The sequence below is a fragment of the Flavobacterium gilvum genome, from assembly GCF_001761465.1.
GTDB classification, from domain to species: Bacteria; Bacteroidota; Bacteroidia; order Flavobacteriales; family Flavobacteriaceae; genus Flavobacterium; species Flavobacterium gilvum.
The window spans coordinates 572,744-586,061 of record NZ_CP017479.1 but is presented as its reverse complement, the minus strand read 5'-3'; the positions used below and the strand labels follow the sequence as shown (position 1 = coordinate 586,061).

At 33.1% G+C, this 13,318-nt stretch carries 9 protein-coding genes; 8 read left to right on the top strand and 1 reads right to left on the bottom strand.

Annotated elements, in window-relative coordinates:
- Positions 1–131 precede the first annotated feature (131 nt).
- The 7 genes from EM308_RS02485 to EM308_RS02455 all read left to right on the top strand — a co-directional run bounded on the left by EM308_RS02485 (position 132) and on the right by EM308_RS02455 (position 9,657).
- Positions 132–2,261 carry a prolyl oligopeptidase family serine peptidase gene (locus tag EM308_RS02485; protein ID WP_035639121.1) on the top strand — a complete coding sequence of 710 codons (2,130 nt, stop codon included), beginning with the start codon at positions 132–134 and terminating at the stop codon, positions 2,259–2,261.
- Between the two features lie 1,008 nt (positions 2,262–3,269).
- Positions 3,270–4,043, top strand: coding sequence for a threonine/serine exporter family protein (locus EM308_RS02480; protein ID WP_035639124.1), 774 nt, complete (start codon positions 3,270–3,272; stop codon positions 4,041–4,043).
- A gap of 1 nt (position 4,044) precedes the next feature.
- On the top strand, positions 4,045–4,539 hold the full coding sequence (locus EM308_RS02475) for a threonine/serine exporter family protein (RefSeq protein ID WP_035639126.1): 495 nt from the start codon (positions 4,045–4,047) through the stop codon (positions 4,537–4,539).
- A 134-nt stretch (positions 4,540–4,673) separates the two neighbouring features.
- Complete coding sequence (locus EM308_RS02470) at positions 4,674–5,060, top strand: (deoxy)nucleoside triphosphate pyrophosphohydrolase (protein ID WP_035639128.1); 387 nt, start codon at positions 4,674–4,676, stop codon at positions 5,058–5,060.
- Entirely contained in the window at positions 5,057–8,197 is a 3,141-nt protein-coding gene (locus EM308_RS02465) for a DEAD/DEAH box helicase (RefSeq protein ID WP_035639131.1), read from the top strand. The genes EM308_RS02470 and EM308_RS02465 overlap by 4 nt, the downstream gene beginning before the upstream one ends.
- Before the next feature lie 123 nt (positions 8,198–8,320).
- Entirely contained in the window at positions 8,321–9,148 is an 828-nt protein-coding gene (locus EM308_RS02460; protein WP_035639134.1) for a BRO-N domain-containing protein, read from the top strand.
- A 194-nt stretch (positions 9,149–9,342) separates the two neighbouring features.
- Complete coding sequence (locus tag EM308_RS02455) at positions 9,343–9,657, top strand: HPF/RaiA family ribosome-associated protein (RefSeq protein WP_035639137.1); 315 nt, start codon at positions 9,343–9,345, stop codon at positions 9,655–9,657.
- Between the two features lie 252 nt (positions 9,658–9,909).
- On the opposite strand, the gene EM308_RS02450 is transcribed toward EM308_RS02455, so the two are convergent.
- Positions 9,910–10,446: a porin family protein gene (locus EM308_RS02450; protein WP_035639140.1), complete on the bottom strand. Its 537-nt coding sequence runs from the start codon at positions 10,444–10,446 to the stop codon at positions 9,910–9,912.
- A gap of 303 nt (positions 10,447–10,749) precedes the next feature.
- On the opposite strand from EM308_RS02450, the gene EM308_RS02445 reads away from it, so the two are divergent.
- Positions 10,750–13,221: an AsmA family protein gene (locus tag EM308_RS02445; RefSeq protein ID WP_035639142.1), complete on the top strand. Its 2,472-nt coding sequence runs from the start codon at positions 10,750–10,752 to the stop codon at positions 13,219–13,221.
- Positions 13,222–13,318 lie beyond the last annotated feature (97 nt).

The window sequence follows — 13,318 nt, the reverse complement described above, 5'->3', positions numbered from 1 at the left end:
TATTTACGATATTTTCAATAAAGCCATAATATTCTCCATAAACTTAAGTTTATTTCTGTTATGGATCTTCTTTTTGATTTATTTTACGAAAAACTTATCTATTTTTGTGAAGTACTCAAATCAATATCAAAATGAAAAAAATCTTAATTCTGATGGCTGTATCAACTTCAATAGCTTCTTTGGGGCAAAGCCAAAAAGCAACTCCATTAAAGTATCCCAAAACAGCAAAAGGCGAAACCGTTGACGTTTATTTTGATACCAAAGTAAGCGACCCATATCGTTGGCTTGAGGACGACAAATCGGAAGAAACAGCTGCTTGGGTAAAGGAAGAAAACAAAGTAACGTATGATTATTTGGCTCAAATTCCTTTTAGAAATGCCTTAAAATCAAGACTCGAAAAACTTTGGAACTACGAAAAAATAAGTGCGCCATTCAAAGAAGGTAATTTTATTTATTACCATAAAAACAACGGATTGCAAAATCAGTCGGTTTTGTATCGCAAAGATGCCAAAGGCAAGGAAGAAGTTTTCCTGGATCCGAATACCTTTTCAAAATTGGGAACAACTTCTTTGGGTAGTGTAGATTTTTCTGAGGACGGTTCAAAAGTTGCCTATTCCATTTCGGAAGGGGGAAGTGACTGGCGCAAAGTGATTTTGATGGATGTCAACAGTTTCAAGCAATTGGAAGATACTCTGGTTGATATTAAATTCAGTAGCATTGCCTGGAAAGCAAACGAAGGATTTTATTATTCTAGTTACGACAAGCCAAAAGGAAGTCAGCTTTCGGCCAAAACAGATCAGCATAAATTATATTACCATAAATTAGGAACTCCTCAAAAAGAGGACAAAGTTATTTTTGGTGCCGACCAAAAACGACGCTATGTGGGTGGAAGCGTAACCGAAGACAACCGTTATTTGGTAATTACCGCAGCCAATTCTACTTACGGAAACGAATTGTACATTCAGGATTTAACCAAGCCGAATAGTCCAATTGTGACGATAGTCGATAATTTCAAAAGTGATAGCAATATCTTAGATAACGAAGGAAGCAAACTATTTATAGAAACCGACCTGAATGCGCCCAACAAACGCATTGTGAGTGTGGACTTCAGTAACCCAAAACCGGAGAACTGGAAAAATGTCATTCCGGAAACCGAAAACGTTTTGACTCCTACAACCGGTGCAGGATTCATCTTTGCCAATTATATGAAAGATGCCGTTTCGATAGTGAAACAATACGATTATTCAGGTAAATTGCTACGTGAAATTCAGTTGCCGGGACTTGGAACCGCTTCAGGATTTGGAAGCAAGAAAACCGAAAAAACACTTTATTATTCGTTTACCAATTACATTACGCCGGGAACTATTTATTCGTTTGAACCCAAGTCCGGAAAATCGGCGGTATATGCCAAACCAAAAGTAGATTTCAAAAGCGAGGATTTTGTTTCTACACAAGTATTTTATACTTCCAAAGACGGAACAAAAATCCCAATGATAATCACGCATAAAAAAGGATTAAAACTCGACGGAAAAAACCCGACAATACTTTATGGATACGGCGGATTCAACATTAGCTTGACGCCAAGTTTTGCTGTTTCGAATGCTGTTTGGATGGAAAATGGCGGAATTTATGCTGTAGCCAACCTTCGCGGAGGTGGAGAATACGGTAAAAAATGGCACGATGCGGGAACCAAAATGCAAAAACAAAATGTCTTTAATGACTTCATAGCTGCCGCCGAATATTTAATTGCCAAAAAATACACATCTTCTGATTTTCTAGCGATTCGTGGCGGTTCAAACGGTGGATTATTGGTGGGAGCAACCATGACACAACGCCCCGATTTGATGAAAGTTGCCTTGCCGGCGGTGGGTGTGATGGACATGTTGCGCTACCATACTTTTACATCCGGAGCGGGTTGGGCTTTCGATTACGGAACCTCGGCAGACAGCAAGGAAATGTTTGAATACATCAAAGGTTATTCGCCTGTTGCCAATGTAAAATCAGGCACTAAATATCCTGCGACTATGGTCACCACCGGCGATCATGACGACAGGGTAGTTCCGGCGCACAGTTTCAAATTTGCCGCCGAGTTACAGGAAAAACAAGCGGGACCAAATCCGGTTTTAATTAGAATTGACATCAATGCCGGGCACGGAGCAGGAAAATCATTGGCTGCCACCATACAGGAAAACTGCGACATACAGGCTTTCACATTATATAATATGGGATTTACCACGTTGCCAACATTGACTAATCCATAGTTTAATAAGGAGCTTAATCCTGCTGTACGCTTCAAAAGGCTTTTCGCTTCCATCAGGGCTAGGTCATTTGTTTTCATAATAAACATTTCAGCTTTGAAATAGGCTCTTAATTCCCCTCCTCTGGAGGGGTGCCCGAAGGGTGGGGTGGCAAATAGATTAGAAAAAACACCCCGCCCTTCGGGCACCCCTCTTAGAAAGAGGGGAATGGCAAACTATTAGGATAATCCGCTATGGAAATAAATGATCACAAAAAAGCCTAATCTCTCTCTTTAGCCCGGATTGAATCCTACCGTGTGGACACATCTAAAAATAGAACACAGATGACACAGATTTAACGGATTTAAACAGATGAAATTTGATAATCTATTTTCAACAATAAGAATTATTTATTTTTTACTTCTCTCTTTTTGGTATTATGCAAAAAAAAATCTGCGACAATCTGTCTAATCTGTTAAATCTGTGTTCCATTTTAAGTGTAATATATTTGAGCCCACACGGTAGGATAGAAGCGGTTCCTTTTCCTTTTTTCTTTAAAAAGGGAAAGATATAACGAAAAGGAGCGGGAACAATGTCTCTAAGGAATCCTAATCTTTCTGCTCCAAAAAATTAAGCAAAATCGATTTTTTTGCCATGAAAAAAGGTAGTTACTTTTGTCTAAATCTCGCTGGTTAAATTAAAAGACTAAAATATCCTCTTTTTAAACCGATAAAAACAAGAATTCAATAAAAAAGCATCTCAAAAAATGATTTTTTGGCAAACATCAGTCGTTCGGTTGACGTTTTTTTGTTCCATAATTTGAAAAAAGACATTCAAAAAACAAAAAAAAAGATATCAAATATTTTAGAGTGAACTTATATTTGAGGCTTTTTTCGTTCGTTTACATGAACGAAATCGATAGAATTTATTGGTTATTTATTCTCTGAATAAATTAAGGTTTTCGGGTCAAAATCAGTCTTTTTAATCACTAAATCCGTAAATTTGAGTGTAAAATTAATAATCGTATTTAGAATGGAAATAGTTGAAAGACCAAACAAATATGAACTGGGGGAAATGCTCCTGGAAATAGGTTCCCTACTCATGGTTTCTGGAGCCAATACCGAACGTGTCAAAGTTACAATCAGTAGAATCTCAAGCGCTTTTGACTGTAACTCAGATTTAATGATTACCAATCATGCTCTGATGATTACGTTGACTTATAAAGACAATATCAAAACATTTACGAGTGTAAAATGGGTACCCAATATGCATCTCAATTTCAATCTCATTTCGGATATCAGTACCATGAGTTGGAAAATAGTGGAAGAAAAATGGTCTGTTGAGCGAATCAATAAAGAATTATTGCTTTTGGATAAAAAGCCATTGTATTCAAGATCTTTGGTTTTGTTTTTGGTGTCGTTGGCTGGAGCTTCTTTCTGCCGATTGTTTGGTGGTGATTTTGTAGAAATGGGGCTTTGTTTTGCAGGAACTTTTGCAGGGCTTTATGTAAGACAGGAAACAATGAAACTCAAATTCAATTTTTATTTGTGTGTGTTTTTTGCAGCCTTGACTTCTTCATTCTTAATTGCACTCTGTTCTTTTTTGAATCCTGGAAGAGATTTTATTCATGCCTTATCGACTTCTACATTGTTTTTAATACCAGGAGTGCCCATGATTAATTCCTTTTCGGACTTGATTGACGGAAATATATTAAACGGGACAATCAGAGGGGTTAATGTTTTGGTAATTGCTTTTTGTATTGCATTAGGATTGATGGTTTCATTATTAATTTTTAATTTAAACTAAAATGGATTTTGCATTATTAGAAAAAGGAATTTGGCTAGGTTGTGCAGGAGTTGGTTTTGCAGTATTGTTCAATGTGCCTCGCAGGGCTTTGGGAGTTATATACATCATCGCAGCATTGGGCGGATTGATTAAATTTTATTTATTGTCATTCGAAATAGGATTGGTTTCTGCAACATTATGCGGTTCAAGTTTCATTGGTTTTTCAAGTGTATTGGCAGCACATTATCGCAAAGCACCACCGATGACCTTTGCACTTCCGGCGTTGATACCAATGATTCCAGGTTTTTTTGCTTACAAAGCCATGGTCGGAATTATGAAATTAACTGCCGAAAAAGATCCTGATGTTTACACCAAACTTTTTTTTGAAACCGTAAACAATGGACTTTCGGCTTGGCTTATCAGTTTGGCATTGGCTGCAGGAGTTGCCATCCCGTTGCTCATCACCCGAAAAGAAACTGTTAAGCGAATTAAAACAGATAAAGTTCTAGAGAAATAAATCGAAAATTTAGAGTTTAAATTTATATAACCAAAACGCCAGTCGAAAGATTGGCGTTTTTTTTGTTGTGTTTTTGACTCTTGAAAAGATTAAAATATATTTTATCTTTCGTGAAAATAAAATATCTCGATAAAATGCTAAATGTTACATGTGCTATAATAAAAGTTGGGAATGAAATCTTAGTTACTCAAAGAAGTGAAACAATGAAACTTCCTTTGAAATGGGAATTTCCTGGCGGTAAGTTGGAGAAAAATGAGAGTGAAATAGAATGTATTAAAAGAGAAATTAAAGAAGAAATAAATATCGAAATTGAAGTTGTAAAAAAACTATCATCTAGTATTTATGATTATGGAACTTTTAAAATTAATTTAATTCCTTTTATAGTGAATCATATTGCTGGAGAAATTAAATTATCTGAACATAAAGATTACAAATTATTAGATAAGACCCAATTATTTAATCTTGACTGGGCAGAAGCGGATTTACCCATTGTTGAAGAATTTTTAAAACTTGAAATATGAATCAGGGAATATATGAAGAATTAGTTACTAAACTAATCAACTATAAAATAAACGAGTTAGATAAAGAAACCTTTCAAGTAAAGAAAACATCAATAGATAAAGCGGAAGCAGCACAATTATTATCTCAACATATTGGAAAAACTATCAAACATGCTTTCACTTTAATTAAAGGCGAAGATGTTTTAGAAACACAAATAGAAATTGCCAATAAGATTATTTTATTTCTAAAAGAAGAATTAAAAAAGGAAGAATTTGAGGACGATTTGATTGAAACAGAAGGAAAAATTTTAAAAGCTGTTTTTACAAAAGTCGATTCCCATTTCACTGATTTAAATTTACATTTAAAAGAAATTACACCTTATACGAGATTAATTTATAGTGAACTTTTTACTGGTGGAAATTCAGGGACAACTTTAGAAAGTGAGCTAAGAAAAGAAATATTGTCATCAGATAGAATTGATTTGTTGGTTTCTTTCATCAAGTGGAAAGGAATTAGAATTCTTGAACATGAGCTCAGAGAATTTACAGAAAGAGGTGGAAAACTTAGAATAATTACAACAACATATATCGGTGCAACAGATGCAAAAGCTGTTGAATTTTTAGCATCTTTAGAAAATACAGAAATAAAAGTTTCTTATAATACAGGTAATGAAAGATTACATGCAAAAGCTTATTTATTCGAAAGGAACACAGGTTTTCATACTGCTTATATTGGTTCTTCTAATTTTTCTCGTTCAGCATTAACAGACGGTTTAGAATGGAATTTAAAGATAACCACCAAAGAAGTTGGTCACATTATTGATAAATTTAAAAAAACATTTGAAGCGTATTGGCAAAATGCAGACTTTGAATTATATGAACAAAATATTCATTCAGAGAAATTAATAAATGCTCTAAAACAAGGGAAATTTTCAAAAGAATATGTTTTTGCAACATCTTATTTTGATATAAAGCCTTTTCCATATCAAAATGAAATTCTTGAAAAATTAGAAGTAGAAAGAACAGTTCATAATAGATATAGAAATCTTTTGGTTGCTGCCACAGGAACTGGAAAAACTGTTATTTCAGCATTTGATTACAAAAACTTTAGGAACAAGAATAAATCATCAAAATTGCTTTTTGTTGCCCATAGGAAGGAAATTTTACAACAGGCGAAAGTAGCTTTTCAAGGTATTTTAAAAGACAACAATTTTGGAGATTTATGGGTTGATGGAATTGAACCAAATTCTAATGAGTATCTTTTTGTTTCAGTCCAAACTTTAAATAATAGATTGAAAGATTTAATGCTCTCACCGGACTACTACGACTTCATTATTCTTGATGAAGCTCATCATGGGGCAGCTTCAAGCTATAGGCCTTTTCTAAATTACTTTAAACCTAAAATTTTATTAGGCTTAACGGCAACACCTGAAAGAATGGATAATGAAAATATTCTTGATGATTTCTGTAATCGTATTGCTGCTGAAATTAGACTCCCTGAAGCACTAAATAAAAAATTATTATGCCCTTTTCAGTATTTTGGTATAACCGATAGTATAGATTTAACCAATGTAAAATGGGAAAAAGGTAAATACGTTGCGAGTGAATTGACAAATTTATATACTAAAAACAATATTCGAGTTGGTGAGATTATTAGCAATCTTGATAAGTATACAAATGATATAAATGATGTTCGAGCGCTAGGTTTTTGTGTGACTGTTGAACATGCTGTTTTCATGGCTGAGAAATTCAATTTATCAGGATTAAAAGCAGAATATTTGACAAGTAAAAATGCAAACGAAAGAGATAGAATTAGAGAACAATTCAAGAATAAAGAATTTAATTATTTATTTGTTGTTGATATTTTTAATGAAGGAGTTGATATTCCTGAAATTGATACAGTTTTGTTTTTAAGGCCAACAGAAAGTTTGACTGTTTTTCTTCAACAATTAGGACGTGGATTACGTTTAGCAGAAGGGAAAGAATGTTTGACGGTGTTGGATTTTGTTGGAAATTCAAGACCAGAATATGATTTCGAGAGTAAGTTTAGAGCGTTAATAGGAAAAACAACAACATCTGTTCAAAAAGAAATTGAAGATGATTTTCCACATTTGCCACTGGGTTGTTCTATTATTTTAGAAAAAAAGGCAAAAGAAACTATTCTTGAAAACATAAGAAAAGCTACGTCATTAAATGTAAATCAACTGATAACTAAAATCATAAATTTTCAGCATCAAACCACTTTACGTTTAACATTAAATAATTTTATTGTATTAAATCATATTTCAATTGAAACAATATACAAGAAAGGAAGTTGGTCAAGACTATGTCAACGAGCTGGGTTAATTGATGATTTTGAAAATATAAATGAAAAACAGATATATTCAGCTATTAGTAATAAATGGTTATCAACTAACTCTACGAGTTATTTTAATTTTATTTTAAAGATTGCAAAACAAGGTTTTAATATTAGAATAAATGATTTTGATGAAAATCAAAAAACAATGTTATTAATGTTGCATTATGATGTTTGGCAAAATGCTGAAGGATTTGATTCATTGGAGGAGAGTATAATTCAAATAGGTAAGAACAAAATTTTAGTGAATGAAATTATTGAAGTTTTAGAAATATTAATTGATAAAATAGGGTTTAAAGAAATCGATATTCAATTGCCTTATGAGCAGCCATTAAAGTTGCATGCCCGTTATACAAGAGATCAAATTTTAGTTGCTTTTGGATTAAGTACATTTACTAAAAAGTCATCAAACAGAGAAGGTGCTGCTGAAAATAAAAATTTAAATACTGAAATACTTTTTATCAATTTAATTAAATCTGAAGAAGATTTCTCACCAACAACTATGTATGAAGATTATGCAATAAGTGAAACATTATTTCATTGGCAATCGCATAATGCATATGGACCAGAAACAAAAAAGGGATTGTCTTATATAAATCATTTTGAGAATAATAAAAAAATAATGCTTTTTGTTAGAGAAAAGGCAAATGATGAAAATGGAAATACTTTAGGCTATGTTTTTATTGGAGAGGCTAATTTTATAGAAACAGAAGGTTCAAAACCAATGAGTATTAAATGGGAGCTTAATGAACCAATGCCAAATTATTTATGGAAAGAATCTGCTAAAATGTCAATAGGATAATCAAAAAAAGACCAACTTAATTTTCATAATGATTATTAGGAAATAACAGTTATTTATCAGTTTTTACTGTAAATTAGTGTTTTCAAATCTAATTGAAGAAATTTTTTTAATAAGCACAAGTCAATGGAAAATATAAAACTTTTTGAGAGTCAAAAGATAAGGTCTTCTTGGAACAATGAAGAGGAAAAATGGTATTTCTCGATTGTAGATATTATTGAAATACTTACTGATAGCCCCAGACCAAGAAAATATTGGAGCGCTCTGAAAACAAAACTTAAAAATGAGGGAAGTGAGTTGTCCCATAATTTGGGACAACTGAAAATGAAATCGGATGACGGAAAATTTTATGTAACAGATGTTGCTGATACCGAACAATTGTTTCGTTTGATTCAGTCTATTCCATCTCCGAAAGCAGAACCTTTTAAACAATGGTTAGCTAAAACTGGGTATGAGCGTATTGAGGAAAGTCAAGATCCCGAGAAATCGATTGACCGCGCTATGGAAAACTATTTGAAATTAGGGTATAGTACATCATGGATTAATCAAAGGTTAAAAAGTATCGAAGTTCGAAAAGAACTAACTGATGAATGGGAAAATAGAGGCGTGAAAAAAGGTCAGGAGTTTGCCTCGTTAACAGATATTATCACTCAGGCTTGGAGTGGGAATACAGTAAAACAGTACAAAAACTTAAAGGGGTTGAAAAACGAAAATCTGAGGGATAATATGACCAATTTGGAGTTAATATTAAATATGCTGGCAGAAGCTACTACAACAGAAATCAGCAAAGAAAATAATCCAGTTACTTTTGCTGAAAATAAAAATATAGCCAAAAAAGGAGGTGAAATTGCTGGAAATACAAGAAAACAAATTGAAGAACAAACAGGTAAAAAAATCGTGAGTCCACAAAACGCCAAGGTGTTGAAAGAGAAAAATGATAGATTAAAAGAATAATTGTGATTTAGGGCGAGAAATTTTAGATTTTAAAAATATAATTATTGGGATTGTTTTCAGTTTTCAGTTTTATCTTTTTTAATCCAAAAAAAACAACTTTTTTCTTTCATAATGTTTTACTAAAACAACACCATTTCAAGGAATAATTTTTAACTTTGAGAAAAGCCTTAAAAATTAATATTAAAAGCAGGTATATGAAAGTACAAATCAACACAGACAAGAATGTAGAGGGAAGCGATAGACTAGAAGCATATTTTTCTAGTGAAATCTTGAGAGTATTATCCCGTTTTGACGACAAAGTGACTCGCATTGAGGTGCATTTTGGGGATGAAAACAGTGCCAAATCAGGTTTTGGAGACAAACGTTGTCTTATCGAAGCCAGACCTGCCAATATGCAACCGGTAGCAGTCACCGAGCATGCCGATTCTATTGAGAAAGCTTTCAGCGGCGCTTTGGATAAAATCAAAAAAACGCTCACAACTACATTCGACAAACAAAAAGTGCATTAAAAAGTATAAAAACAAAAATAAATGGAGCTGTCTTTCGAGGCAGCTTTTTTTGTTTGCTAAAATTAGCTTTGATATAATAACATTTAGAAATATAAAATAATCCAATCTTTACCCCCTCTCCTTTGGAGAGGGCTGGGGTGAGGTTAAACAAAAAGACTATGTTATATTTCTAATTGATATAAATGCAATAAAAAAGTTGCCTGAAGTACAGAACTTTAAGGCAACTTTTTTTGGAGGTAGGTTGGTGTATTTTTAAAAACGGAAAGCGGCTCCTGCCTGAACTACTTGCCCTTTACTGTCAAAGGAATCAAATGTGTCTGATATCCCTGTAATATAACGGGCATTGATAGAAAGATGCAAAGGCAGATTAATAGACATTCCAAATGCCCAAGATGTAACAAAACTTTCTGTATTATAATTATAGTAACCCTCTGCATTGTCTGAAATTGGAATACCAAATTGTGGCCCTGTTTCAAAACTTAACAATTTAAGCGCATATACTTTGGCCAAAATTGGGAAAGTAAGATAATCGATTTTTACATTTTTTACATCGTGGTCAAATCCTTCTTGCGAGTATTGAATCTCTGGCTGAACAAAAAGCAGGCTTTTTACCAATGGTATTTCTTTGAAAACACCAACATAAAGACCTGTTTTTGCATCTGTATTTAAACCATCGACATTAATGTCTGTAAAGTTGGCTCCGGCTCTTACTCCAAATCCTTGTGCTTTTCCTGTGTTGCTGGCTGCAATAAGAAAAATTCCTAATAATAAAATTTTTAATGATTTCATGTTTCTTTGTTTTAGGTTTAAACCCTCTGGGGGTATTTTAGTTCAAAAATACTACAATTTTTCGATTGTTATATGAAGATGCTTCAAAATGCGTTTAATAAGTATTTAAATTCGATTATAGCACTTCTGCAAACAATTAAGGAAAATGTAATATAATGTTGAAGTTTTTAAGATATAACGTCTGTATTTGTAATATATTATTTTAACTTTGAGACAGGTCGGTTTGTTTTGCCGGTACTCAGATTCTAATAGTTGAAGCCAAAAGAAATATTTTTTATAATGAATAATGTCTAAATAACTGTTATGAAGGGATTTATGGAAAAATTAAAAAAGTTTTTTGAAACTAGCAGAGCTAAAAAAATTTTAAAAAGAATAAGTTTTTTTATTATTGGTTTTTTAGGGATAATAATCATTCTCTTTATCGGGTTACGGATTTATTTCTATCAGAATAAGGAAAGAATAATGACCGAAATCAATCAAAAAATCAATGAAAATATTTCGGGGCAAGCTAGTATTGGTGATCTTGGGTATAAGTTTTTGATAGGTTTCCCAAATTTTACAGTGGTTTTGAATAAAGTGGAATTGCGGGACAGTTTGTATCCCGTACACAAAAGAAGTGTGCTCAAGGCCGAAGAAATAGAAGTGCGATTGAATGTTTTGAGCTTATTGCATAAAAAAGTCGATATCGAACGAGTGGTATTAATCGATACTAAAATAGATTTGTTTAAAGACAAAAACGGTGTTTCAAACTCGAATATTTTCAAGCCAAAACCCAAAACAAATAAGCCTAAAAGCGAAACTGAAACCGAAATCGGAGAGGTCGATTTTAAGGATGTAGTTTTTATTTCCCAAAATTTACAGCGCAATAAATTATTCCATTTTGAAGTAAATTCATTAAAATGTAAAATGAATTACAATGACGATGGATGGGGAACGGATTTGCATCTGGATGTTTTTGCAAAGAGTTTGGCTTTTAATACCCAAAAAGGAAGTTTCATAAAAGACAAAAGGGTAAAAGGGAAACTGGCAGTTCAGTTTTCTAAAAGTAAAAATAAAATTGATATTCTTACCGAAGGACTCGGAATTGGCGATGACGATTTTGATATCAAAGCTAGTTTTGGTTTGGATAAAGACCACCCGATGATGGATATTAATATCAAAACTAATATTCTGTGGCTGAATGCAGCTCATTTGCTGGATCCACATATTTTTAAAATTCTGAATCATTTTAATTTCACAAAACCGTTGGACGCGCAATGCAGTATCAAAGGCGATATGAATGCTGGTGGTGATCCCGAAATTATTGTCGATGCCAAAATCAAGGATAACGTTTTGGTCTCTTCAGAAGGGGAAACCAAAGACTGTAGTTTTGAAGCGAGATATACCAATAATTTCAAGAACGGTTTAGGAAACAATGATATTAACTCGGCGATTATTATCAAAAAATTTACTGGGAACTACATGGGAATCCCAGTTGTTATCCCAAATGCGGCTATCAATAACTTGGAAAAACCGGTTGCGACAGGCGATTTTCGTTCCAAATTTGAGGTAGAAAAATTGGGAAATATTTTTGGAGAAAACTTTATAAAATTTAATAGCGGGACTGCCAATGTTAATTTAAAATTCAATGTTGATATTGTGGCTTTGCGAATTTCAAAGCCACGTTTTACAGGAAAAGTGGACATAGAAAAAGCCAATATGTTTGTTAGGTCGATGAATCTCCCTTTTCAGACCAATATTCTTCTTGATTTTACACAAGAGGCATTATTTATCCGAAATATCAAATATCAAAGGGATAAAAATATTGTTTTTTTGGATGGGAAAATCGACAATTTTCTTAATCTTTATTATGACGATCCAGAGAAAATGGTCGCAGTCCTGAATATCAAAAGCCCTTTTATGGATGTAAAGAAATTTATGACGACTCTTGCTTATAAAGAAAAAGGGGCGGAAGTAAAAGAACCCAAAAAAGTGGAAACCAAAGCGGATGCAAAAAAAAGAATTGCTCTTGTTCAAAAATGTCAGGTGGTCATAAATCTGAATCTTGACAAGATGGTGTATTCTAATTTGACGGCAAAAAATGCTAAGATTATTGTCGTCGCCAAGAACAGACAATTTTTTATCAAACAAGGAGCTATTGAAACCTGTGGCGGTAAAATTACATTTGATTCGCAAATGATTCCGCAACAGAATATATTTGGTGTCAAAACCAATGTAAATATTACATCGGTTGATATCCCTCAGTTTTTGACTTCTTTTAAGAATTTCGGAGTCAAATCTTTTCAGCCACAAAATATCAACGGGAAGCTTTCTGCAAAAGCGGATTTGTCGATTCAAATGACTCAAAGTGGTGATATGGTTGATGATTCTGCCAAAGGGAATTTGCAATACGACATCAAGAATGGATCGCTAACTAATTTTAAGCCAATTATGAAAGTTGGAAAATTTGCTTTTCCAAACCGAAACGTAAGTCATATTGTTTTTAATGATTTGTCGGGACGAGCTTCCATTAATGGTAGTTTGGTCAATGTTGATTATTTTAAAGTAAGTTCCAATGTGTTGAATTTTGATGTCGAAGGGGTTTATTCGTTTAAACAAGGAACCAAATTAGGTTTGGTAATTCCGCTTCGAAACCCAGAAGATGATTATAAAATAAAAGACTTAAAAGAAAGAGAATCCAAACGTTACAAAGGAATTGTGGTGCGTTTGCTTGTTGTGGACGGTAAAAATGGTGAAATGAAAATCAAATTAGGAAGTATTCCGAAGAAAAAATAACATCGCTTTTATTTTAATCATATAAGTAATATAAGGTCATTTAAGAATAAATTAAAATCAAATAGTTTCTGATAAGTTCATAAAAGTTTGAAGAGTA